The following is a 24577-nucleotide window of genomic DNA, read 5'->3' as shown; positions in this document are numbered from 1 at the left end:
CGGTTGCAATATAAAAAGCCCGAAAATTTTACTCATTTTGGCGCAAAAAGCAATCTAAAGCGTCGATCGCAGGGGACAACTTTTGCAGCCTGTCAAATTTCGGGCGGTTTTCACCGCGAACGGCGAATGCTGAAAGCGCCCGCACTCAGCGTGCGGAGGCCCATCAGCGGCCTGGGAAGCCCGGTGGCATCATACCTTTCATGCCGCGCATCATCTTCGCCATACCGCCTTTCTTCATCTTCTTCATCATACGCTGCATTTCGTCGAACTGCTTCAGCAAGCGGTTGACGTCCTGCACCTGCATGCCGGCCCCCATCGCGATGCGGCGCTTGCGCGAGCCCTTGATGATTTCAGGTTTGGCGCGCTCTTTCAGCGTCATCGAGTTGATGATCGCCTCCATGCGCACCAGCACTTTGTCGTCCATCTGCGATTTGACGTTGTCCGGCAGTTGGCCCGCGCCCGGCAGCTTGCTCAACATGTTGGCCATACCGCCCATGTTGCGCATTTGCTTGAGCTGCTCCAGGAAGTCGGTCAGATCGAAACCGTCGCCCTTCTTCAGCTTGTTGGCCAGTTTCTCCGCCTGCTCGCGGTCGACCTTGCTTTCGATATCTTCGATCAGTGACAGCACGTCGCCCATGCCCAGGATGCGTGATGCCACGCGATCCGGGTAGAACGGCTCCAGCGCTTCGGTCTTCTCGCCCACGCCGAGGAATTTGATCGGCTTGCCGGTGATGTGGCGGATGGACAATGCGGCACCGCCGCGCGCGTCGCCGTCGACCTTGGTCAGCACCACGCCGGTCAGCGGCAGCGCTTCATTAAACGCCTTGGCGGTATTGGCGGCGTCCTGGCCGGTCATGGCGTCAACCACGAACAGGGTTTCCACCGGCTTGATCGCCGCATGCACCTGTTTGATCTCGTCCATCATCGCTTCGTCAACGTGCAGACGGCCGGCGGTATCGACGATCAGTACGTCGTAGAATTTCAGCTTGGCCTGTTGCAGCGCGCGATTGACGATGTCGATCGGTTTTTCTTTGACGTCAGACGGGAAGAAATCGATGCCGACACCTTCCGCCAGCGTTTCCAGCTGTTTGATCGCCGCTGGGCGATAAACGTCCGCGGAAACCACCAACACTTTCTTCTTCTGTTTTTCTTTCAGGAACTTGCCGAGCTTACCGACGCTGGTGGTTTTACCGGCGCCCTGCAGGCCCGCCATCAGCACCACGGCCGGCGGCTGAGCCGCCAGATTCAGCTCGGTGTTGACTTCGCCCATCGCGGCGATCAGCTCGCCCTTGACGATCTTGACGAACTCCTGCCCCGGCGTCAGGCTCTTGTTGACTTCATGGCCAACCGCGCTCTCTTTGACGCGGTTGATGAAGTCGCGCACCACCGGCAGCGCAACGTCCGCTTCCAGCAATGCCATACGCACTTCACGCAGGGTTTCCTTGATATTTTCTTCGGTCAGCCGCCCGCGGCCGCTGATATTGCGCAACGTGCGCGACAATCGATCGGTTAAATTTTCAAACATCGTCTCATGCTCAACGTGTAATGACAGGCCGCTCCGGCGACACAATTGCGCCGATGATAACACGAAGCGAGCAGGATCTCTGCCTCAGCGTTGGAGATAGGTTGGAGTGAAACGCGCGCAACGTTATACTGACACTCCAATTAACCACGCCGAAGCAAAATTAAACGCTATGCCAGTTTTCTCCATTGTGGCTTTGATGGCCTACCTGCTCAGCCTTGGACTGATCATTCCCAGCTTGTTGCGGAAGAACAGCGCATACCGTCGACTGGCCCTCGTCTCGGCGGTGGTGGCGCTGATTTGCCACGCCATCGCGCTGCAGCAGCGCATCTTTGACGTCAGCGCCGGGCAGAATCTCAGCCTGCTGAACATTGGTTCTATCGTCAGCCTGATCATCTGCTCGGTGATGACCTTCGTCGCTTCGCGCGACCGCGGCTGGTTCCTGCTGCCGATCGTCTACAGCTTCGCGATGATCAACCTGGCCTTCGCCAGCTTTATGCCCGGCGAGTTTATCACTCACCTGGAGGCCAGCCCGGAATTGATGGTGCATATCGGTCTGGCGCTGTTCTCTTACGCCACCCTGATCATCGCTGCACTCTACGCCTTGCAGCTCGCCTGGCTCGACTACCTGTTGAAAAACAAGAAGCTGACCTTCAGCGCCGACATGCCGCCGCTGATGAGCATCGAGCGCAAGATGTTCCATATCACCCAGATCGGCGTGGTGCTGCTGACGCTCACCCTGTGTACCGGCCTGCTGTACATGGATAACCTGTTCAGCAAAGAGAACGTGCATAAAGCCGTGCTGTCGATCATGGCCTGGTTCGTGTATATCGTGCTGTTGTGGGGCCATTACCATGAAGGCTGGCGCGGCCGCCGCGTCGTCTGGTTCAGCTTCGCCGGCGCCTTCCTGCTGACGCTCGCCTATTTCGGCAGCCGTCTGATTCAGCAGGTGATGGTGCGCTAGGCCAGCCTGGCTCAATTCTCCCTCTCTATAAGGAATACTGCATTGGAGCATGTGTCGACGGGGACCCTCATCATTATCCTGGTGATCATGATCGTGGTCTCCGCTTACTTCTCCGCCTCCGAAACCGGCATGATGACGCTCAACCGTTATCGCCTGCGTCATCTGTCCAAACAGGGCAACCGCTCGGCGCGTCGGGTGGAGAAGCTGCTGCAAAAACCGGATCGGCTGATCGGCCTGGTGCTGATCGGCAACAACCTGGTCAACATCCTCGCCTCGGCGCTGGCGACCATCGTCGGCATGCGGCTGTATGGCGATCTCGGCGTGGCGATCGCGACCGGCATACTGACCTTCGCCGTGCTGCTGTTCGCCGAAGTGCTGCCGAAGACCTTCGCCGCCCTCTATCCGGAACGTATTGCCTTCCCCAGCAGCGTCCTGCTGGCCCCGTTGCAAAAGGTGATGTTCCCGCTGGTCTGGTTGCTTAACGGCATCACCAGCCTGACCTTGCGCCTGTTCGGCATTCGCACCAACGTGCGCATCAGCGACGCCGTCAGCAAGGATGAGCTGCGCACCATCGTGCGCGAATCCCAGTCGCAGATCTCCCGCCGCAATCAGGACATGCTGATCTCGGTGCTGGATCTGGAAAAGGTGACGGTCAACGACATCATGGTGCCACGCACCGAGATCGTCGGCATCGACGTCAACGACGACTGGAAGTCGATCATGCGCCAGCTGACCCACTCGCCACACGGCCGCATCGTGCTGTATCGCAGCTCGTTGGACGATGCGATCGGCATGCTGCGCGTGCGCGAAGCCTATCGCCTGATGACCGAGAAAAAAGAGTTCAACAAAGAGAACCTGCTGCGCGCCGCCGACGAGATTTATTTCGTGCCGGAAGGCACGCCGCTCAACGTGCAGTTGGTGAAGTTCCAGCGCAATAAAGAGAAGGTCGGCATCGTGGTCGACGAGTACGGCGACATTCAGGGCCTGGTCACGGTGGAAGACATCCTCGAGGAGATCGTCGGCGACTTCACCACCTCGATGTCACCGACGCTGGCGGAAGAAGTCACGCCGCAGAGCGACGGTTCGGTCTTGATCGACGGCACCGCCAACGTACGGGAGCTGAACAAAGCCTTCAACTGGACCTTGCCGGCCAATGAAGCCCGTACCGTCAACGGTATGCTGCTGGAAGAACTGGAAGAGATCCCCGAAATCGGCACCCGGGTGCGTATCGGCCATTACGATATCGACATTCTCGACGTACAGGGCAACATGATCAAACAGGTGCGAGTCACGCCGATCACCTCGCTGCAGTCCAGCGTCGGCCATCACTGACCGCCGGCCAGAACGTAAAAAAGACGCGAAATCGCGTCTTTTTTGTTTCTGCGGGAAACGTACGGTCAGATATGCAGCTCCTGCAGCTTCTCTTTCGGCAGCGCCAGCTCGTCGTTGTGGTTCACCACCACGCCGTTATCCAGAATGTGCTTGGCGATTTCCTGCGCTTCTTCCAGCGAGTGCATGTGGTAGGTACCACACTGGTACTCGTTCAGCTCAGGGATCTTGCGCTGGTCGGTCACTTTCAGCACGTCGGCCATCGCCGCTTTCCAGGCATCGGCAACGCGCTGCTCTTCCGGCACGCCGATCAGGCTCATGTAGAAACCGGTGCGGCAGCCCATTGGGGAGATGTCGATAATCTCCACGCCCTGGCCGTTCAGGTGGTCGCGCATAAAGCCGGCGAACAGGTGTTCCAGCGTGTGAATGCCGCGTTCGGGCATCACTTCCAGGTTCGGGCGGCAAAAGCGCAGATCAAATACCGTGATGGTATCACCATGAGGCGTTTTCATGGTTTTCGCAACGCGGACAGCCGGGGCTGCCATACGGGTATGATCGACGGTAAAGCTATCCAGCAATGGCATTTCGCTACCTCCTCGTAAAAGAGCATTTATTTCGAAACTTTTTTTCCTAACCGGGAAACCTTTTCCAACCCTGCGAGTCTGAGTATGTGAAAGACGCGCATTTGTTATCATCATCCCTGTCATCAGAGATGCATATTTGGCCACATTGATGTGGCCTTTTTCTTTTTCAGCTTCCGCCGTTTTGCTTCAGGAACGCTTCAAAGCTTAGCGTATCATTGGCTTCTATGTCGCGTTGGCGCTGCCACGAGGCTTCCCGCTCTTTATCCAGCTCGGCCTCATTCAGGATTTCCAACGGTTCTTCCAGCAACGTCTGGCGATACTGCTCCGCCAGCTGCAGACCGACGCGCCCAGTGCCTTCCGCCTTCATCGCCTTCAGAATGCGCGCGGAGAAGGTCAGCTCAGGATCGTCAAATGCGGCGACCAGCTCATCGCACACCTGCTGGTATTGACGGTTGCCGGCTTCGCCGTCCAACACTTCCGCGACCCGACGCAGATCGGCGAACAGCGCCTTACCCACTTTTTCCAGCGGCTCATGGCTGGCACCACAGCCGATGCCGATGGTCTGGCCCGGCTTGCGCCCTTCCAGAATCACCCGGTTCCAGTTCTTGCGCGTGCACAGCAGTTCATCGCTGCTCATCTCCGGCGCATCGGCCAGCGCGCACCACACCAGGAACAGATCCAGGAAACGCGCCTGCACCGCATCCACGCCGATCGGCGAGAACGGGTTGATATCCAGCGAACGCACTTCGATATATTCGATACCGCCGCGCAGCAGCGCGTCTGACGGCGTCTCGCCGCTTTTGGTCACGCGCTTCGGCCGGATCGGCGCATACAGCTCGTTTTCGATTTGCAGCACGTTACTGTTCAACTGCAGGTAGCGGTCACCCTCTTTCACGCCCAGCTTGGCGAACTCTTCGGAAGGCGTAACGATCGCCCGCTTCAGACCGGCCACATAGCTGTGCAGATCGTTGAAGGTGATGCCCAGATTACTCTGCGACTTGTTGGTGTAACCCAGGTCGCTCAGACGCAGCGAGGTGGCGTACGGCAGATAGCACATCCCCTGCTCGGTGCGTTCGAACGGCAGAGTGGTCTCGCGCCCTTTGAGGAACGAAGAACAAATGGCCGGCGATGCGCCGAACAGATACGGGATCACCCAACCGAAACGGTAATAGTTGCGGATCAGGCGGAAATACCCCGCCGAGATCTGCTCTTTACCGCTTTCTGCGTCCTGCACGCCAGCCCAGGCCTGCCAAAACTCCAGCGGCAGCGAGAAGTTGTAGTGCACGCCGGAAATGGTCTGCATCAACGCGCCATAGCGATTCTTCAACCCTTCGCGGTACAGCGTCTTCATGCGGCCGATGTTCGACGAACCGAACTGCGCCAGCTCAATATCCTGCTCGGCTTCGATAAAGCACGGCATGCTGAGCGGCCACATGCGCTCATCGCCAATATTGCGCGCCACGTAGCGATGAATATCGCGCAGGAACGTCAGCAGGTGATCGATATTGTCATCAACCGGCGTAATAAACTCTAACAGCGCCTCGGCGAAGTCCGTGGTGATCCAGTGGTGCGTCAATGCCGCCCCCAGCTTTTCCGGATGCCCGGTGGTCGCCAAGGTGCCGTTCGGCGTGACTCGCAGCGTTTCACGCTCGATGCCGCGACGAATGCCTTTTAATGCCTGAGGATGGGCTTCCAACCAAGAAAGCGCCTGTGATACGTCCGGGATCAAATTGACCTCCCGCTTCTAAAAACAATAACTCGTAAGCATACTGAATCCGCACCCGAGAGAATATTGAGTTATATTCACTTGGTTACTGCCACCAGGCGATGCCCTGTACCGTTATCATAGTCAAAACGATGTAACGCAGCGCCTTTCCGATACACAGAAACAGCGCGACAGAGCCCCAGGGCATGCGCAGCCAACCTGCCAACACGCACAACAAATCGCCCACCACCGGCACCCAACTGAGCAACAGCGCAGCCGGGCCGAAGCGTTGCAGCCACCCGAGCGCCGTTGCCAGCCCCCGCTGTGGTTTCAACGCCGGTAACAGGCGCCCGATAATGACATTGGTCAAGCCGCCCAGCGTGTTGCCCAGGGTCGCGGCCAGCACCAGCAATTCCGGCGAGACGCGACTCTGGGTCAGCAAGGCGACCAGAACGATTTCTGAATTTCCCGGCAGCAGCGTCGCACTGAGGAAGCTACTGCCAAATAACGATATTACGGCTAGCGTACTACTCACAGCGTGCGGACGTCTACCACAGCCATACCGGCACTTTTCGCCGCCTGAATGCCAAATTCGGCATCTTCAAACACCACGCATTTTTCCGGCGGCACGCCGATCAGTTCAGCACAGCGTAAGAAGGTATCCGGCTCCGGTTTATGGCGCTGTACGTCGTCCGCGCCGACGATCGCGTCGAAGCAGTCGAACAGGCCGAGATGACGCAGCAGCATTTCCGCCATGCGGTGCTCGCTGCCGGTACCGACCGCCATCGGACGGCGACCGTGATAGGACTTCACCACCTCGATCAGCGGCAAGGGACGCACGCTATCCAGCAGCATCGCTTCCACCGCGCGGGTTTTCTCCGCCGCCAGGTGATGGGGATCGAGGTCGGCCTGATGGCTGGCGATAATCGCCTGAGCGATGCGCCAGGTCGGCGAACCGCTCAGCGCCACCATGGCCGTTTCATCAAACGTCATGCCATAACGGGACAACACTTCATGCCACGCTTTACGGTGCGTTGGCTCGGTGTCCAGAATCGTGCCGTCCATGTCGAAAATAAGACCCTGATAGCGGTCGTACATCGTTACTCCATGATCGTTGAGGAAAGAAAACTACTTTAGCGTAAAGCCGATGGGTTGTCGCTGACTGCGTCATAGCGGAATGTGCTGTGCCTAATCGTACACAAAGGGGAAAGAGGGGGAGATAGATAAAGGCTGAAAAGCGAAAAACCCGCCGAGGCGGGTTTCTCTTAGATGGTGCATCCAGGAGGATTCGAACCTCCGACCGCTCGGTTCGTAGCCGAGTACTCTATCCAGCTGAGCTATGGATGCATGTCTATTTTTTTACTGCTTGCCTGCTTCGCTAACGAAACACGACAGAAAGAATGGTGCATCCAGGAGGATTCGAACCTCCGACCGCTCGGTTCGTAGCCGAGTACTCTATCCAGCTGAGCTATGGATGCACAGGAATTCTTTTTTGATACCGTATGGTACGTTGTTACTACCCCACCATACTGCAAAATATGGTGCATCCAGGAGGATTCGAACCTCCGACCGCTCGGTTCGTAGCCGAGTACTCTATCCAGCTGAGCTATGGATGCAAATGGCGGTGAGGCGGGGATTCGAACCCCGGATGCAGCTTTTGACCGCATACTCCCTTAGCAGGGGAGCGCCTTCAGCCTCTCGGCCACCTCACCATACGCTTCTTTCGAATTGTGCCTAACTTGCTTTGGAGAAGCTCATCGGCACTGCGTGGCGCACATATTACTTTCTCCGACTTTTAAGTCAAACAATTTTTCCCAACTCATGCGCGTTTGCACAATTCACACCCAACATGGGCGATTTCACGGCAAAAAGGGCGTTTTATCAACAGGCAACCGCAGCGTCTGTGGCAACAAAGCAGGAAACTCACCGGGAAAATAATCACGAAAAAGAGAGGGGAGAACGAAAGAAGTGGGTAAAACGATGCAGTAGCGTCTCGTCTGGCAACGAGACGCTGCTTCGGAATCAGTAAGTCGTCTGCTGAGACTTCTCTGCCTGAATGCGCTGATAGATTTCTTCACGGTGAACCGAAACCTCTTTGGGGGCATTCACACCAATACGCACCTGGTTGCCTTTTACCCCTAGCACAGTGACCGTAACCTCATCGCCAATCATGAGGGTTTCACCAACTCGACGAGTCAGAATTAACATTCTTTGCTCCTTGAAAGATTAAAAGAGTCGGGTCTCTCAGTTTCCCCGTCATTATCCATCATATGTGGTGAAAACGTAAGCCGCGCAATCCACAATAAGTGTAAGCAGACTTGGTCCCACCTCAGATAATGGTAAGTTTAGCCGACCTGAAAAACTTTGTTCCCGCAATTGTAACTAAATTGTGTTAGCACAGTATGAAAACGCCATAATCAACAAAGTATTATGGCGTTTGTGCGTGCTATTTATTTATGTTCACAGCTTCGAGGCCACCCAGGCTTCTACGCTGTTTAACGCCGCTGGCAGGGCGTTGATATCCGTCCCCCCCGCCATCGCCATATCAGGGCGACCACCGCCCTTGCCGCCGACCTGCTGCGCCACGTTGCCGATCAACTCGCCGGCTTTCACGCGGTCAGTCAGATCCTTGGTCACGCCTGCGACCAGGCTGACTTTGTCATCAGCCGTCGTCGCCAACACGATAATGGCCGAACCCAATTGATTTTTCAGGTCATCCACCATGGTGCGCAGCATTTTGGCTTCGACATTGTCCAACTGGCTGACCAACAGCTTCACGCCGTTAACCACTTTCGCCTGGCTGGACAGCGACGCGCTTTCCTGCGCCGCCTGCTGATCTTTCAGTTGCTGCAGTTCTTTTTCCAGCACACGCGTGCGATCGAGCACCGAGCGCACTTTATCGGTCAGGTTGTTGCTGTCGCCCTTCACCAACTGAGCAACGTCTTGCAACAAATCGCTTTGCTGATGCAGCGTAGCGATAGCGCCAGCGCCGGTCACCGCTTCAATACGGCGGATGCCCGCCGCGGTGCCCGATTCGCTCAGAATGCGGAACAGGCCGATATCGCCGGTGCGGCTGGCGTGGGTGCCGCCGCACAGCTCGGTGGAGAAGTCGCCCATGGTCAGCACGCGAACGTTGTCGTCGTACTTCTCACCGAACAGCGCCATCGCACCCTTCTCTTTGGCATCTTCCAACGCCATCAGCTCGGTCTGCACCGGCAGGTTACGACGCACCTGCTGGTTAACCAGATCTTCCACCGCGCGAATTTGTTCCGGCTTCATCGCTTCGAAATGCGAGAAGTCGAAGCGCAGGTATTTGTCGTTAACCAGAGAGCCTTTCTGCGCAACGTGCTCGCCCAACGTTTGGCGCAGCGCAGCGTGCAGCAGGTGGGTCGCGGAGTGGTTCAGGCGGATGCTGTTGCGGCGTTCAGTGTCGATCTGCGCGTCCACGCGATCGTTCAGCTTCAGCGAACCTTGCGCCAGCTTGCCTTGATGGCCGATAGCCTGACCGTATTTCTGGGTGTCGTTGACCACAAACTCGGCGCCTGCGGCTTTCAGCACGCCTTTATCGCCGACCTGGCCGCCGGATTCACCGTAGAACGGCGTCTCGTCCAGCACCACCACCGCCTCTTCGCCAGCGTTGATCTGATCGACCGGCTGGCCGTCGCGGAACAGCGCAATGACCATCGCCTGCTGCTCGTCGTGATCGTAGCCGCTGAACTGACTTCTGCCGTCCACACGGATCAGGCTGTTGTAGTCGGCGCCGAAGCCGCTGGATTCGCGCGCGCGGCGGCGCTGTGCTTCCATCGCCTCTTCAAAGCCCGCTTCGTCGACTTTCAGACCGCGCTCGCGGCAGACGTCAGCGGTCAGGTCCACCGGGAAGCCGTAGGTATCGTACAGACGGAAAGCGGTTTCGCCGTCCAGGGTATCGCCCTGCAGCTTGGCCAGCTCTTCATCCAGCAGCGCCAGACCACGCTCCAGCGTACGGGCAAACTGCTCTTCTTCGGTTTTCAGCACCTGCTCCACCAGCGACTGCTGGCGTTTCAGTTCATCGGCCGCCGGGCCCATCACTTCGATCAGCGGCGCCACCAGCTTGTAGAAGAAGGTGTCTTTCGCGCCCAGCATGTTGCCATGGCGGATCGCACGACGAATGATGCGACGCAGCACGTAGCCGCGGTTTTCGTTAGACGGGATCACGCCGTCAGACACCAGGAAGGCGCAGGAACGGATGTGGTCGGCGATAACGCGCAGAGATTTATTGTCCAGATCGGTCGCACCGGTCACTTTCGCCACGGCGGCAATCAGGGTGCGGAACAGGTCGATCTCATAGTTGGAGTTCACATGCTGCAACACCGCCGCGATGCGTTCCAGGCCCATACCGGTATCCACCGAAGGTTTCGGCAGCGGCAACATGGTGCCGTCGGACTGACGGTTGAACTGCATGAAAACGATGTTCCAGATCTCGATGTAGCGATCGCCGTCTTCTTCCGGGCTGCCCGGAGGACCACCCCAAATGTGATCGCCGTGATCGTAGAAAATCTCGGTGCACGGGCCGCATGGGCCGGTATCGCCCATCTGCCAGAAGTTATCGGAAGCGAAAGGCGCGCCCTTGTTGTCGCCGATGCGGATAATGCGCTCGGCCGGTACGCCGATTTGCTTCTGCCAGATGTCGAATGCTTCGTCATCGGTTTCATACACGGTGACCCACAGTCGCTCTTTCGGCAGGTTGAACCAGTTTTCACCGGTCAGCAGTTCCCACGCGTAGCTGATCGCATCGTGCTTGAAGTAATCGCCGAAGCTGAAGTTGCCCAGCATTTCAAAGAAGGTGTGGTGACGAGCGGTATACCCGACGTTTTCCAGGTCGTTATGCTTGCCGCCTGCGCGCACGCAGCGCTGCGAGGTAGTGGCGCGGGAATAGGCGCGTTTGTCGAGCCCCAGGAAAACATCCTTAAATTGGTTCATGCCGGCATTGGTAAACAGCAATGTCGGATCATTGTTAGGCACCAGGGAGCTGCTTGCTACAACCTGATGACCCTTACTATGAAAGAAATCGAGAAACGCTTGACGGATCTCAGCGGTGCTCTTGCTCATAATTTTCCTGGAAAGGCTAGAATAACGACACGTGAGCCGGTGGCGCGTCATCCCGACGATGACAACCAGCTCACGAACAAAAAGTGGGGATAAGATAAATTTTCTTCAGAGGGAAGTAAAACCCCGTGTGCGCTCATTGCGCAAAATCACGGTAAATTGACTGAATTTCTTCCTGGAAAAAGCCGCGATAGAGCAGATAACGCTGCACTTTGGCTTTCTCTTTCCAGTCAGTTGGCAACGCATCGCCAAATTTTCGCTGCGCCACCTGTTTCGCCTGTTCACACCAGTCGATGTCGCATTCCGCCAGCGCGTCCTGTACCAGCGCTTTGTCGACGCCCTTTTGCATCAGTTCGCTGCGGATGCGCTGCGCGCCGTAACCTTTGCGGCTGCGGCTGCCAATGTAGCTGTGGGCGAAACGCTTATCGTCCAGCCAATTATGCTGATAACAGTAGGCGATAACCTGCTCGATCAGCGCAGGATCTACCGGCTCTTCAGCCACCGGCGGTGATGTCGACGCATGTGGCCCCTTGCCGCCAAAACGGGCTTTCGCCACAAACGGCTGCGCCGCAAGTTTGCGGCGCAGTTCAGCTTCACTATGATCGCGTTGCGACAGCAGGCGCATGGCGCGGCTTAGCAAGTCATTCATCATTTGAGCCTGAATTCAGGGGATGTGCGCCACATAAACGGCGGCGCACATCTTCAGCGATTAAAACTGCTCGCTGGTTTCCGCTTCGTCATCTTCGAAGTCGTCACCGGAGGCAGCCACCAGCTCACCGCCGCTGTGCAGCAGCAGGTCGCGCAGTTTCTTATCCAGCTCGGCGGCGATAGCCGGGTTTTCTTTCAGGAAGTTACAGGCGTTCGCCTTGCCCTGACCGATCTTCTCGCCGTTATAGCTGTACCAGGCGCCGGCTTTTTCGATCATCTTGTGCTTCACGCCCAGATCGACCAGCTCACCACGGCTGTTGATGCCTTCGCCGTACATGATTTGGAATTCAGCCTGTTTGAACGGCGCAGCGATTTTGTTCTTCACCACTTTCACGCGGGTTTCGCTGCCCACCACTTCGTCGCCCTCTTTGATGGCGCCGATACGACGGATATCCAGGCGTACCGAAGCGTAGAACTTCAGGGCGTTACCACCGGTGGTGGTTTCCGGGTTGCCGAACATCACGCCGATCTTCATACGGATCTGGTTGATGAAGATCAGCAGGGTATTGGCGTTTTTCAGGTTGCCGGCCAGCTTACGCATCGCCTGGCTCATCATGCGCGCCGCCAGACCCATGTGCGAATCGCCGATTTCACCCTCGATTTCCGCCTTCGGCGTCAGCGCCGCCACGGAGTCGACGATGATGACGTCAACCGCGCCGGAGCGGGTCAGCGCATCACAGATTTCCAGCGCCTGCTCGCCGGTGTCCGGCTGGGAGCACAGCAGGTTGTCGATATCAACGCCCAGCTTTTTCGCATAGATAGGATCCAGCGCATGCTCAGCATCAATGAACGCACAGGTTTTGCCTTCGCGCTGCGCAGCGGCGATCACCTGCAGCGTCAGGGTAGTTTTACCGGACGATTCCGGGCCGTAGATTTCGACGATGCGGCCCATCGGCAGGCCGCCGGCGCCCAGAGCGATATCGAGTGACAGTGAGCCGGTGGAGATCGTTTCCACGTCCATGGAGCGGTCTTCACCCAGGCGCATGATGGAGCCTTTGCCGAACTGTTTCTCAATCTGGCCCAGTGCCGCAGCTAACGCCTTTTGCTTGTTCTCATCAATAGCCATTTTTGCTCCTTCGTTTCGCAATGCCGGTGTTACCCCACACTGCCACTGAATGTATGTTGTGCAGGAAATGTCACTAATTATACTGTATGGTCATACAGTATCAAGCCTAATTTACAAAAATTCGTCGATGGCGGTTTGCAGCGCGAAAATCGTCGCCTGCAGCCGCACCGCATCGCGGTCGCCCTCGAATTGCATCTTGCGCGACAGCCCCCGGCCATCGCTGCCGGCGAAACCGAACCACACGGTGCCGACCGGCTTTTCCGCGCTGCCGCCGTCCGGGCCGGCGATGCCGCTCACCGACAGCGCCAGATCGGCCTGCGCCGCACGCAGCGCCCCTATCGCCATCTCGCGCACCACCTCTTCGCTGACCGCGCCGTGCGCCGCCAACGTCGCTTCGTTCACCCCGAGCAGGTCATGCTTTGCCGCATTGCTGTAGGTGACGAAACCGCGATCGAAATAGGCGGAGCTGCCGGCGATATCGGTAATGGCCTTGGCGATCCCCCCCCCGGTGCAGGATTCCGCACAGGTGATCCAGCGGCCCTGAGCCTTCAGTTTCTCCCCTGCCAGCACGCTGAGCTGACGCAGTTGGTTTTCACTCATAATCCCTCCCTCGCGAATTCAGGTATATGCGCCCGATAGTAGCATTTATCAAGGCGCTGCAGCGGCTGGCGCGCAGAAATGCGCAGCGCCTCGCAGGAGGTGCGGTTTTAAGCGCCCAGCCAAGCTGCTAGTATCAAAAGAAGCGCCCCATCGAGCGGCGGCGCACCAGCACAAGGAACATCACGGAGGCGGCACGCTGCGGCGGCGGCCTCAGGGCGCACCAGAAGAGATTAGGATGATAGCGTGAAAAAAACGTTGGGCGTATTTTTGCCGTTGTACACCACCACCCTGCTGCTGCTGTTGGGCTCGGGCCTGCTCACCACCTACGTCTCGCTGCGGCTGACCTCCATCCACGTCAGCAGCGCGTTGATCGGCGCTATCATCGCCGCCAACTACATCGGGTTGGTGATCGGCGGCAAGGTCGGCCACTTTCTCATCGCCCGCGTCGGGCATATCCGCGCCTACGTGGCCTGCGCCGGCATCATCACCGCCGCGGTGCTGGGGCACGGCCTGACGGAGTTCATTCCCGCCTGGGTCGCGCTGCGTCTGGTGATCGGGCTGTGCATGATGTGCCAGTATATGGTGCTGGAAAGCTGGCTGAACGACCAGGCGGAATCCAACCAGCGCGGCATGGTGTTCGGCTTCTATATGGCGGCGACCTATCTCGGCATGTCGCTGGGCCAGATCGTGCTGATGCTGCAAAGCAATCTGGGCATCACCACGCTGCTGGTGATCGCACTGTGTTTCGCGCTCTGTCTGGTGCCGATCGCTCTCACCACCCGCACCAATGCGCGCCACATGTCGCCGGCCCCGATGGAGCTGCGTTACTTTGTCGGCGCCATTCCCAAGGTGCTGGCCACCACGTTGGTGATCGGCATGGTGGTGGGCTCGTTTTACGGCCTGGCGCCGGTCTACGCCAGCCTGCAATCCTTAACCACTCAGCAAACCGGCCTGTTCATGGCGCTGGCCATCTTCGCCGGGTTGGTGGCGCAGTTCCCGCTCAGTTGGCTGTCGGATCGCTATAACCGCCCGTTGCTGATGCGCTTCAACGCCATTTTGCTGATCGTGGCGGCGCTGCCGCTGGCGCTGCTGCCGCACATCGATTTCCCGCTGCTGCTGGCGGTGGGGTTCGTCGTCAGCATGCTGCAGTTTACGCTCTATCCGCTGGTGGTGGCATTGGCCAACGATCTGATCGAGCCGGAGCGCCGCGTCTCGCTGGCCGCCTGTCTGCTGATGGCGTTCGGCGTCGGCGCCAGCATCGGGCCGTTGGCGGTCGGCGCACTGATCGAGCCGCTTGGCGGCAACATCCTGTACGCCTTCTTCGCTCTGTGCGGCGTACTGCTGGCGGCCCTCGGCCGTACGGCGAAAGCGGAGGAACCGCAGCTGGCACAGGACGCGCCGGTGCCGCACATTGCGCTGCCAGACAGCCTCGCCAGTTCACCGCTGTCGCCGGCGCTCAATCCGACCTTCGATGAGCAGATCATTCACGACACCATGCCGCCGCCGGAAGCGGCGCCCGATGTCGAGGAGCCACAGCCCGAAGAACAGGAGGAGGAACCCTTGCCTCAGGGAGCCGATCCGCACGAGGACACCGGCCTGAAAAAGGCGCACGCCATGCTGTAAACGGTGGTGCTACAGATCCTGGAAGGAGCCCAGCATAAAACCGCGTTCGGCGATCGCCGCTTTCAGCGTCGGCGCGGTCAACACATCCAGCTCGACGAGCCGCGGGTGGCAGTATTTGCTCTGCAGGATCGTCGCATCGAGGAACGCCGGGTGGCACATCATTTCCAATGACTCGGCGCCCTGCGCGTCGGCGCGTGCCAACCTCTGCAGGAACAAGGCTTCGGAAATCGTTTCACCGTAGAATCCCGCGTCAAACGCGTCGGTGCTGTAGGGCGTCTGCAACGCAATACCGCGCCGTTTCGCCTCTTCGCGATCGAGGCGCAGCGGCAGACCCTGTGCCTGTGCAAACGCCTCCACCAGCGGGTAAATCTGCGGCTGCATATGCACATGGTGGTGGCTGTCGATATGCGTTGGCGCCCTGCCGAACAGCGTCACAAACCGCGTGAACTGGCGCTGCAGCTCCTCCTGAATCTCGTCCAGCTGCAGCTCGCCGGCCTCGGCGCGGCCCCACAGCCATTTGCCCAGCTCGCCATGCTCATTGACCAGCGAAGGCATGGCGCCCAGCGGCCTGCCATGGGTCAAAACGAAATGCAGCCCGATCGGCAACCCCGGATATTGCCGGCTGAGCGCCGCCGCGTGCTGGGCGCCGCCGCCGTTCACCATCGCCGTGGTGGAGGAAACGACGCCATGCTGATACGCCTCGACGACGCCGTAGTTCTGTCCTTTGCTCAGGCCGAAGTCGTCGGCATTCACGATCAGTAGTTTTTCCATAATGGCTCCCGCAGGATGAATTTTCGGCAAGGAAAAGCCGACCGACCGGCGCGGCATTCCCCTTCTCGAAGGTAAAAATCGAATGATTAACCGGCCGGCGACCTAAAGCTCATCGGCATATCGGCGTTAATACTGATCGGGAGCGGCCCTAAAGAGGGCCGTAACACTTTTTTCGGTAGTTGCCTGGGGTCACGTCGGTGAGCCGCTTGAAGTTTTTAATGAACAGACTGACGTCGCCATAGCCAGAATCAAAGGCGATATCGGAAACTGAATAGTTGGTGACCTCCAGCTGCGTCTTGGCGAAGTTGATGCGGATCTCGTTGATCACCTGCATCGGCGTCTTCTGGTAGTAGCGCCGCATCGCCCGGGTCAGATATTCCTGGGTTTTCCCCGACAGCGCCACCATGTTCGCCAACGCCCTTTCGCCGAACATCGCCTTGTCATGCATGCCGGCGAGGGTGTTCTTCAGCCACTGCGGGATATCATCGCCGCCGTCATTGTCTTCTTTATAGTGACGAATACGGCTGATCACATAGAAAGTCAGCGTTTCGAGAAATTCGGCGAAGTCATCCTCGCGAAACTGTGGCGAACTCACCACCGACTCGATGTAGGCCAAGAACTCGCTTCTCAGGCTGTAGGCTTGCGAGGCGACAAAGCAACGCGGCAGCTGCTGCAAATAGTGCTCTTCAAAGAACGCTTTGCTGACCGCCACGTTGAAGATTTTCGTCGCGCCGAACTCGTAAAAGCTCTGGTGGTAGGAGCCGATAGGGATAAAGACGAAATCCCCGCGTTCCAGCAGCACCCGCTTGCCGTTGATCTCCTGATAACATTTGCCGCTCAGCACGATGGTGAACTCGTAATAATCGTGCTGATGCAGCCCGGTGGCGCTTTCCACCTTGTTGTAGATAAACAGGTGAAAATCTTTGCAGTTAAAGAAATCCTGCTCGCGAATCAGCTTCACGTCGTTGGCACTCAGCGAAATTCGGTTATCGGACACGGCACCGGCCTCCCGTTAGTCAAACCCGTTGCGTCTGGCCGCCTCGGCAAACCAGTAGCCGCTTTTCTTGATGGTGCGGCGCTGATCTGCCCGATCCAAGCGCACCAGCCCATAACGATTCTTGTAGGCATTCAGCCAGGACCAGCAGTCGATAAAGGTCCACAGATGATAGCCCTTGCACTGCGAGCCTTCCGCCAGCGCGCGGTGCAGCCACTTCAGATGCTCGCGAATAAAGTCGATGCGGTAATCGTCCTCCACCCGCCCATCGGCGCCGATAAACGCCTCTTCGCCCTCGACGCCCATGCCGTTTTCGGAAATATAACAAGGCAGATTGCCGTAGTTCTCTTTCAGATCCATCAGGATGTCGTACAGCCCCTTCTCGTAGATCTCCCAGCCGCGGTGCGGATTGATTTTGCGGCCCGGCATTGCATAGTAACTGAACAAATCCTCCGGCGATGCGATCGGCCCCTCGGCACGACGCCCCGCTTTCGCCTGTACCCTGCGCGGCTGGTAGTAATTGACGCCGAGGATATCCACTACGCCGCCTTCGATCAGCGGCGCATCCTGCGGCTCGCAGTAGGGCATCAGCCCATGGCGCTCCAGCAAGTGCAGCAACGCCGCCGGATAACGCCCTTTGGCGACCGGATCGAGGAAACTGCGGTTGAGCAGCAGATCGGCGTCGTGTGCGGCCTGCCGATCCTCCGGCGCGTCGGAGCGCGGATAGGTCGGGCTCAGATTCAGAATAATGCCGATGCTCCCCGGCAGCCCGCGCGCTCTGAAACGCTGCACCGCCATGGCGTGCGCCAGTACGCTGTGATACGCCACGGTGATCGCCCGTTTGAAATCCACCACGCAAGGGTAATGCAGGTCATTCAGGTAACCGGCCTCCACCGGCACGATCGGCTCGTTGAAGGTGAACCAGTGGGTAACCCGATCGCCAAACAGACCGAAGCAGATGTCGGCATAACGCGCATAGGCTTCGACCACCGCCCGATTTTCCCAGCCGCCGCGCTGCTGCATGCACAGCGGCATATCGAAGTGATAGAGATTGATAAACGGGGTGATGCCCTGCGCCAGCAGCTCGTCGATCATCGCGTTATAGAAGGCCACCGCCTGCGGGTTCACCTCGCCGTCGCCGTCCGGGATCAGCCGCGACCACGAAATCGAGGTTCTGAAGGTATTGTGGCCCAGCGTTTTGAGCAGCCCGATATCGGTACGGAAATGGTCGTAAAAGGTCGAGGCCTCGGCCGGCCCCACCCGATCGTGAAAGCGCTCGGGCGCGATCTCGTACCAATAATCGAAGATATTGCGGCTCTTGCCGTCCCGCGCTGCCGCACCTTCAGACTGCGGCGCGGAGGTGGCGCTGCCCCACCAGAACCCGTCGGCAAATTGATATTCCATACTCGTGTCCCTCGCGGGGCGGCCGCGCCGCCCCGTTCCACAGTTAGAATTTCAGCGCCTTGGCGATGTCTTCTTCGCTTTCCGTCGCCGCGTCGATCTGGCTCTGCGCCTTGTTGGAGATCGCCACGAACGGCAGATAAATCACGGTGGCGACCGCCAGGTTGAACAGGCTCAGCAACATGGCCATGATGCTGCCGTTGGTGTTGAAGAATGCCCCCAGGCCGACCGGCATGGTCCAGGGCGCAATGTTGGTGATCGGCGGGATCAGCCCGGAGTAATAAGCCAGCGAGGTGATAATGGTCAGTACCGGCTGCACCAGGATGAACGGAATGAACATCACCGGGTTCATGATCACCGGCAGGCCGAACAGAATCGGTTCGTTGATCTGGAAGATGCCGGACGGCGTCGCCAGCTTGGCGACCTGGCGGTAATCTTCGCGGCGCGAGGCGATGAAGATGGCGATGATCAGGCCCAGCGTCGAGCCGGTGCCGCCAAGGTAGATGTAGGAGTCGACGAACGGTTTCGCCCACATATGGAACTCTTTGCCGGCGGCCACCGCCGCTTCGACCGAACCGTATTTGTTGTACAGCTCCACGTTTTCCAGCGCGAACGGCGTCATGATGCCGCTGTCCAGCGCCGCCAGCGCCATGGAGCCGTGCACCCCGAAGAACCACAGCAGCGAGGAGAACAGCACGTAAACCCAGCCCACCACGCTGCCCATCTTGGCCAGCGGCGCCGAAATGCCGTCCATGATGATCTGGTGGAAGTTGGTGCCCCAGTGCGCCAGCGCGAACGCCACCAGCCCCATGATGGAGAGGATGATGAAACCGGGGATCAGCGCCGAGAAAGAGCGCGACACCGAAGCCGGCACGCTGTCCGGCAAGCTGATCACCCAGTTGCGCCGTACGATGAAAGCAAACATCTCAGCCACCGCCAGCCCGATCACCATACCGGAAATGATGTTGGCGCCGCCCAGCCAATTGGCGCCCACCGCATAGGCCTCGCCGACGTTGAACGGCGTGACGGTCATGAAGGCCGCCACCGCCAGCAGCGCCGAGGCCAGTGGATCGACCTTGCGCTCTTCGGCCAACGCCATGCTGATAAAGAACGGCGTCATCAGGGACATGATCCCTAGCGTACCGTTATAAACGCTGCCACCAATACTCTTCAGGCTATTGAGCGTCTCGATGGTGGAGGCGTCCAACCTTACACCCAACGAATAGAAAAACGATCCCTCGCCGAAGCTCAGGAACACGTTATTGATCAACACGAACATCGCCCCGGTCAAGGTCAGCGGCATCAGGCGGATAAAGCCGTTCTTGATGGCGTTGACGTGGGGCTGCTTACCGATTTTTACGGCGAAAGGCAGGATAACCTTCTCGAGCGAGGCAATGAGGGTATTCACGGCGGCCTCCTGTTATTGATTGGCTTTCTTGATGGCGGCCACCGCGGCCTTCAGTACGCCCAGCCCATCGACCTTGCCGTACAACAGCGGATCGATGACTTCAACAGGTTTATTGGGCAGCTGTTTCTGCACTTCCGGCAGGGTGTAGGCGATCTGCGGCCCCAGCAGGATCAGATCCGCTTCAACGCCTTTCTCCGCGGCCAGCGCTTCCGGATAGGCGGCGATGATCACCGGCACTTCATATTTTTCGGCCTGCGCCTTCATTTTTGATACCAACAGGGAAGTGGACATACCGGCAGAACAAAACAGATAGATTTTTTTCTTTTCCATACCAAGCACCTCAGATAATCAAAAAAACCCGGTGTTATTTGTATGCCAGATGCAATCACGATTGCTTCACGCACATTCCTTATGAAAATTTCCGTCACGTTGCCCTGGTTACAGACAGTATACGGAGCATGAAAAACGGATCGGTAAGCCAAGAGGATAGAGAACCGTCTCTCATTGACCTGATGGATTGACCCTCTTCACATTTTGCACAAAAAAATAGTGTGACCGGGCTCTCAAATAACCGCTAAAAACTCAGAATATTCTTAATAAATAATCAAATGACAATTATAAACAGCAAGTTATGAACTCGCTGAGAATTTAAGAGGTTATTTGCGTCTGAACAAACGGCGAGGGAGTAAAAATAGTTCAAGCTTGATTCGGCTGCTGCCATCCGAACGCGACGGCAGCAGGCGAAGAGGATTACATGGGCAGACGCAGCAACTCGATCACCGTGGCCAGCGCCACGGAATGGTTCCTGCGGTTGGGGTAATAGAGGTAAAAACCGGGAAACGGCGCGCACCAGTCGGCCAGCACCCGCCGCAGCCGCCCGCTCGCCAGGTATTCTTCCACCTCCTGCTCGATGGCAAAAGCGATGCCGACGTTCGCCAGCGCCGCCTGCACCATCATCCTGCCGTCATCGAGTATCAACGGGCTGTTAACCGCCACAGAAAATCGCTGCTCCCCCTGCTGAAAAGCCCATTTGTAGCGCTCGCCTGAAGAGGCTTTGCGCCAACCGATGCAACGGTGCTGCAGTAAATCCCGCGGATGCGTCGGCTCGCCGTGCCGCTGAAAATAGTCCGGCGTGGCGACGATGGCGAAACGCAGATCCGGTGTCAGGCGCACCGCGCGCATATCGTTATGCAGGTCCTCACCGAGCCGGATGCCGGCGTCAAAACCTTGCTCGACGATATTGGCGAACCCCTCGTCCGCCACCACTTCCAGCGTAATGCCGGGGTATTCGCTGGCCAACCGCCCCAGATGCGGCACGATGGCGAGATCGATCGCCGAACGCGGCGCGTTGATGCGCACCAGGCCGCGCGGCCCTTCGCGAAACGCATTCAGGCTCTCGAGCGCGGCGTCGATGTCGGTAAAAGCCGGCACCAGCTGCGCCAGCAGATGCTCTCCGGCCTCCGTCGGCGAGACGTTGCGGGTGGTGCGGTTCAGCAGGCGAATGCCCACCTGCGCCTCCAGTTCGCGCAGGGTGTGGGTCAGCGTCGGCGGCGTCACGCCCAATCGGGCGGCGGCGCGGCGGAAGCTGCGTTCACTGGCGATAGCCACGAAGGCCGCCAGGCCGGACAGTTCGGGTTTCTTCATGCTATTGATATAAATTATCTAATAGTGAGATGAATTTTTAGCGGATAGTTATCCGTCATCTAACAACATAGCATTGCGATCGAACCCATTACCAGGTATCGATGCGATGATTAATGCTACAGCTCCAACCCATGAAACGCCGCGCCGTCTGGCAGACAAAGTCGTACTGGTGAGCGGCGGCGGTACCGGTATCGGCCGCGCTGCGGCGCTGGCCTATGCCCGCGAGGGCGCCAAAGTCGCACTGGTCGGCCGGCGCGCGGCGGAGATCGAAGCCACGGCGCGCGATATCGCGCTGGCCGGCGGTGACGCCCTGCCCATCGTGGCCGACGTCTCCCTGGAAGACGATATCCGTAGGCTGCTCGCCGCAGTGACCGCCCACTACGGCCGGCTCGACGTCGCTTTCAACAACGCCGGCATCATCGGCAACTTCGCCCCCATCACCGAACAGAGCAGCGAGGATTTTGACCGCGTGATCGCCATTAACCTCAGAGGCGTCTGGCTGGCGATGAAATACGAGATTGAAACCTTCCTGGCACAGCATTCAGGCGGCGTGATCATCAACACCTCCTCCTGGCTGACCCACGGCGCGCTGGCCGGCTCATCCAGCTACTCCGCCAGCAAAGGCGCGCTCGATGCGATGATCCGCGCGGTGGCGCTCGAATACAGCGGCCAGGGCATCCGCGTCAACAACATCAACCCCGGCATCATCGACACGCCGATGGCGCGCGGCAGCGTGGCCGACAGCGCGGCGTTCGCGCCCTTTATCGCCTATACGCCCGCCGGCCGCTTGGGCGAATCAGAAGACATCGGCGATGTGGCGCTGTGGTTGGCGACGGACGAGGCCCGCTTCATCACCGGCCAAAGCCTGCTGGTGGACGGCGGTTACACCATCGCCGGCATGCGCTGAGGAGACGATGCCATGAACTACGTTCGGCTTGGCGACAGCGGCCTGAAAGTGTCTCGTCTCTGCCTGGGCTGCATGACCTATGGCGATCCGGCCTGGCGCCCCTGGGTGCTGAAGGAAGATGAAGCGCGCCCCTTTATCCGCGAAGCGCTGGAAGCGGGCATCAATTTTTTCGATACCGCCAACATTTACTCCGGCGGAGAAAGCGAGCGCATTCTCCGCCGCGCCCTGAAGGCGTTCGCCCGCCGCGAAGACGTGGTGATCGCCACCAAAGCCTACTTTCCGATGGACGCGCAGCCGAACAGCCGAGGGCTGTCGCGCAAGCACCTGCTGCACAGCGTCGACGCCTCTTTGCAGCGGTTGGGGACGGATTACCTCGATCTGTTTGTACTGCACCGCTTCGACACCGAAACGCCGATCGAAGAAACCGCCGACACCCTCGATGGCCTGGTGCGGGCGGGCAAGATCCGCTATCTCGGCGCCTCCTCGCTGCACGCCTGGCGCCTGATGAAAATGCTGGCCTTTCAACGTCAGCACCGCCTGGCGCCGTTTATTTCGCTGCAGAGCCAATACAACCTGGTGACGCGTGAAGACGAAGAGGAGCTGATCCCGCTGTGTCTGGAGGAGGGGCTCAGCCTGACGCCCTGGTCGCCACTGGCCCGCGGCGTGCTGGCCGGTTCCGGCAACGCCGGCACGCTGCGCGCCGCCACCGACGAACAGGCGCCCCGTTGGTACGGCGGCAGAAACGAAGTGGAACGCACCGTCGCGGCGGTCGCGGAGGTGGCGGCCACGCGCGGCGTTCCACCGGCGCAGATCGCGCTGGCCTGGCTGCTGGCCAAACCCGGCGTGGCGTCGCCACTGGTGGGCATGTCCAAGCCGCACCATCTGCAGGATGCGCTGGCGGCGCTCAATCTCAGCTTATCGCCGCAAGACGTGGCCGCGCTGGAGGCGCCGATGGCGCACGCTGCCCGTCCCGATCGCTGGTAGCCCCTTTTCCGTCATTCCAGGAGAGAAGACATGTCATATGCGCTTACCGCGCGAGCAGCGTTGTTCACCCTCGCCGCCGCACTCCCCCTGACCACTCCGGCGCAGGCCGCCGCCAATGCCCACTGCGCCGAAAGCAGCATGACGCTGCCGCCCGGCGCGCTTTATCCCAACGGCATCGCCCGCGCGGCGGACGGCTCGCTGTATGTCGGCCTGATCACCAGCGGCAACGTGCTGCGCAAGCGGCCGGGTAAAGCGTGGGAAACCTTTTTCCCTGGCGCTGACACGGTGTTCGCCTCAAACGCGCTGCGGCTGGACGAACGGCGCGGGTTGCTGTGGGGCAATTCGCCGGACTTCCTTTCCGGCGGCAAATCGCGCGCCAACCGCATCTATGCGCTGAATGTCGCCGATGGCACGCTCAACCGCAGCCTGGCGCTGCCGACGGGGGAAATGGGCAACGATATCGTGCTCGGCGCAGACGGTACGGTATACGTGACAGAAACCCGAGGCGGCGGCATCCTGCGCCTGCGGCCGGGCGAAGCGGCATTCAGTACGCCGTTTCAGGATGCGCGATTGGCGGCCCCCAGCGGGCTGGGCGCCGCCGGGATCGTGCTGCTCGACGATCGGCTGATGGCTGTCGCCAATTTCGGCACCGGTAAGCTTTATACCCTCAGCTATAACGATCCGCAGCCGCAGCTGACGGAAATGCAGCTGCCGCGCCTGATTGAAAACCCGGACGGAATGGGATTGGCGCCGGACGGCGCGCTGATCGTGCTGGAAAACGGGATCCAGAGCGGCCAAGGGCGGATCCCGTCACCCAAGGCGGCAGGGATGCACCAACTTGAGGTCTTGCGCGAAGGCATGGAGTCGCCGGTTAACCTGACTATCACCCCACAAGGCTGCGCCTTCGTCAGCGAGTCGCGCATCCGCCACCGTCTGCTGCCCGGCCATGAAACCGAAGTGCCCGACAGTTTCCGCCTCTATCAACTGCCCCTGCCTCTCACCGCCGCGCAATAAAGTCGCCCCCCCACTGCGGGCGGCGACTTGCGTTGTTGCCCGCAGGCGAACGACAATCTCGCTGCGTTACAAACCGGCCTTGCGCAGCGCTTCCCATTTTTACCTGTGACAGCCGATTGCCCGCTGGGCTAGTATAAGCGTCTGTGCAAACCTTGGGTTTGAGCGCGCCGTTTGGCGTTTTGATGATTTGATTTGCGCCGCCCGGCAAGCGCTAAAAGGGGCGGCGTCTGCTGAAACAATGTGATAGCGAATGACGACAATGAAAATC

22 protein-coding genes and 4 tRNA genes are annotated in these 24577 nt (G+C 59.0%); 6 read left to right on the top strand and 20 right to left on the bottom strand.

Annotated features, from left to right (window positions below; all coding sequences use genetic code 11):
• Nucleotides 1-163 precede the first annotated feature (163 nt).
• Nucleotides 164-1525 carry a signal recognition particle protein gene (gene ffh / locus N6G83_RS22330; RefSeq protein ID WP_004932504.1) on the bottom strand — a complete coding sequence of 454 codons (1362 nt, stop codon included), beginning with the start codon at nt 1523-1525 and terminating at the stop codon, nt 164-166.
• 169 nt (nt 1526-1694) lie between these two features.
• On the opposite strand from ffh, the gene N6G83_RS22325 reads away from it, so the two are divergent.
• Both N6G83_RS22325 and N6G83_RS22320 read left to right on the top strand, forming a co-directional pair.
• Nucleotides 1695-2486 (top strand): inner membrane protein YpjD, encoded by a 792-nt coding sequence (locus N6G83_RS22325; protein WP_004932506.1) that lies wholly within the window; start codon nt 1695-1697, stop codon nt 2484-2486.
• Nucleotides 2487-2528: 42 nt separating this feature from the next.
• The gene (locus N6G83_RS22320; protein ID WP_016929024.1) at nt 2529-3818 is read left to right on the top strand and encodes an HlyC/CorC family transporter; all 1290 of its coding nucleotides are present in this window, start codon (nt 2529-2531) and stop codon (nt 3816-3818) included.
• A 65-nt stretch (nt 3819-3883) separates the two neighbouring features.
• On the opposite strand, the gene luxS is transcribed toward N6G83_RS22320, so the two are convergent.
• From luxS to pncC, 13 genes are all read right to left on the bottom strand, one after another.
• Nucleotides 3884-4399 carry an S-ribosylhomocysteine lyase gene (gene luxS / locus N6G83_RS22315; protein ID WP_004932513.1) on the bottom strand — a complete coding sequence of 172 codons (516 nt, stop codon included), beginning with the start codon at nt 4397-4399 and terminating at the stop codon, nt 3884-3886.
• Nucleotides 4400-4565: 166 nt separating this feature from the next.
• Nucleotides 4566-6128 carry a glutamate--cysteine ligase gene (gene gshA / locus N6G83_RS22310; protein ID WP_015376703.1) on the bottom strand — a complete coding sequence of 521 codons (1563 nt, stop codon included), beginning with the start codon at nt 6126-6128 and terminating at the stop codon, nt 4566-4568.
• Between the two features lie 82 nt (nt 6129-6210).
• Entirely contained in the window at nt 6211-6639 is a 429-nt protein-coding gene (locus N6G83_RS22305) for a YqaA family protein (protein ID WP_025159656.1), read from the bottom strand.
• On the bottom strand, nt 6636-7202 hold the full coding sequence (yqaB, locus tag N6G83_RS22300; protein WP_025301636.1) for a fructose-1-phosphate/6-phosphogluconate phosphatase: 567 nt from the start codon (nt 7200-7202) through the stop codon (nt 6636-6638). The genes N6G83_RS22305 and yqaB overlap by 4 nt, the downstream gene beginning before the upstream one ends.
• A 172-nt stretch (nt 7203-7374) precedes the next feature.
• Nucleotides 7375-7451: transfer RNA gene (locus N6G83_RS22295), tRNA-Arg, on the bottom strand.
• 54 nt (nt 7452-7505) lie between these two features.
• A tRNA-Arg gene (locus N6G83_RS22290) sits at nt 7506-7582 on the bottom strand.
• 61 nt (nt 7583-7643) lie between these two features.
• Nucleotides 7644-7720 (bottom strand) — tRNA-Arg (locus tag N6G83_RS22285).
• Nucleotides 7721-7723: 3 nt separating this feature from the next.
• Nucleotides 7724-7816, bottom strand: a tRNA-Ser gene (locus tag N6G83_RS22280).
• Between the two features lie 310 nt (nt 7817-8126).
• Complete coding sequence (csrA, locus tag N6G83_RS22275; RefSeq protein ID WP_004091602.1) at nt 8127-8312, bottom strand: carbon storage regulator CsrA; 186 nt, start codon at nt 8310-8312, stop codon at nt 8127-8129.
• A 252-nt stretch (nt 8313-8564) separates the two neighbouring features.
• Nucleotides 8565-11192, bottom strand: a complete 2628-nt coding sequence (gene alaS, locus N6G83_RS22270) for an alanine--tRNA ligase (RefSeq protein WP_148123143.1) — start codon at nt 11190-11192, stop codon at nt 8565-8567.
• Between the two features lie 133 nt (nt 11193-11325).
• Nucleotides 11326-11838: a recombination regulator RecX gene (gene recX / locus N6G83_RS22265; RefSeq protein WP_025301634.1), complete on the bottom strand. Its 513-nt coding sequence runs from the start codon at nt 11836-11838 to the stop codon at nt 11326-11328.
• Between the two features lie 60 nt (nt 11839-11898).
• Nucleotides 11899-12963 (bottom strand): recombinase RecA, encoded by a 1065-nt coding sequence (gene recA / locus N6G83_RS22260; RefSeq protein WP_004932541.1) that lies wholly within the window; start codon nt 12961-12963, stop codon nt 11899-11901.
• Nucleotides 12964-13074: 111 nt separating this feature from the next.
• Nucleotides 13075-13563, bottom strand: coding sequence for a nicotinamide-nucleotide amidase (gene pncC, locus N6G83_RS22255; protein ID WP_025301633.1), 489 nt, complete (start codon nt 13561-13563; stop codon nt 13075-13077).
• A gap of 243 nt (nt 13564-13806) precedes the next feature.
• Between pncC and N6G83_RS22250 the strand changes: the two genes are divergently transcribed.
• Nucleotides 13807-15186 carry an MFS transporter gene (locus tag N6G83_RS22250; protein ID WP_060448146.1) on the top strand — a complete coding sequence of 460 codons (1380 nt, stop codon included), beginning with the start codon at nt 13807-13809 and terminating at the stop codon, nt 15184-15186.
• A gap of 9 nt (nt 15187-15195) precedes the next feature.
• Here N6G83_RS22250 and chbG read toward each other — a convergent pair whose 3' ends face one another.
• From chbG to N6G83_RS22220, 6 genes are all read right to left on the bottom strand, one after another.
• Nucleotides 15196-15957, bottom strand: a complete 762-nt coding sequence (chbG, locus tag N6G83_RS22245) for a chitin disaccharide deacetylase (protein WP_049294841.1) — start codon at nt 15955-15957, stop codon at nt 15196-15198.
• Nucleotides 15958-16105: 148 nt separating this feature from the next.
• Entirely contained in the window at nt 16106-16954 is an 849-nt protein-coding gene (gene chbR, locus N6G83_RS22240; RefSeq protein WP_043135810.1) for a transcriptional regulator ChbR, read from the bottom strand.
• A 15-nt stretch (nt 16955-16969) separates the two neighbouring features.
• On the bottom strand, nt 16970-18355 hold the full coding sequence (locus tag N6G83_RS22235) for a glycoside hydrolase family 1 protein (RefSeq protein WP_049294840.1): 1386 nt from the start codon (nt 18353-18355) through the stop codon (nt 16970-16972).
• 43 nt (nt 18356-18398) lie between these two features.
• Nucleotides 18399-19760, bottom strand: coding sequence for a PTS N,N'-diacetylchitobiose transporter subunit IIC (chbC, locus tag N6G83_RS22230; protein WP_016929034.1), 1362 nt, complete (start codon nt 19758-19760; stop codon nt 18399-18401).
• 12 nt (nt 19761-19772) lie between these two features.
• Nucleotides 19773-20090 (bottom strand): PTS sugar transporter subunit IIB, encoded by a 318-nt coding sequence (locus N6G83_RS22225; protein ID WP_004932561.1) that lies wholly within the window; start codon nt 20088-20090, stop codon nt 19773-19775.
• 420 nt (nt 20091-20510) lie between these two features.
• Nucleotides 20511-21404, bottom strand: coding sequence for a LysR family transcriptional regulator (locus tag N6G83_RS22220; RefSeq protein WP_043135815.1), 894 nt, complete (start codon nt 21402-21404; stop codon nt 20511-20513).
• Between the two features lie 106 nt (nt 21405-21510).
• On the opposite strand from N6G83_RS22220, the gene N6G83_RS22215 reads away from it, so the two are divergent.
• The 3 genes from N6G83_RS22215 to N6G83_RS22205 are packed head-to-tail and all read left to right on the top strand — an operon-like array spanning nt 21511 to nt 24309.
• On the top strand, nt 21511-22311 hold the full coding sequence (locus tag N6G83_RS22215; protein WP_049204750.1) for an SDR family NAD(P)-dependent oxidoreductase: 801 nt from the start codon (nt 21511-21513) through the stop codon (nt 22309-22311).
• A gap of 12 nt (nt 22312-22323) precedes the next feature.
• Nucleotides 22324-23295, top strand: a complete 972-nt coding sequence (locus N6G83_RS22210) for an aldo/keto reductase (RefSeq protein ID WP_197821718.1) — start codon at nt 22324-22326, stop codon at nt 23293-23295.
• A gap of 30 nt (nt 23296-23325) precedes the next feature.
• Nucleotides 23326-24309, top strand: coding sequence for a hypothetical protein (locus N6G83_RS22205; RefSeq protein ID WP_260515823.1), 984 nt, complete (start codon nt 23326-23328; stop codon nt 24307-24309).
• The last annotated feature ends 268 nt before the right edge of the window (nt 24310-24577 follow it).

This window comes from Serratia sp. PL7 (genome assembly GCF_945957435.1).
Note: the sequence above shows the minus strand (reverse complement) of the source record. Positions and strands in the feature narration are given on the sequence as shown.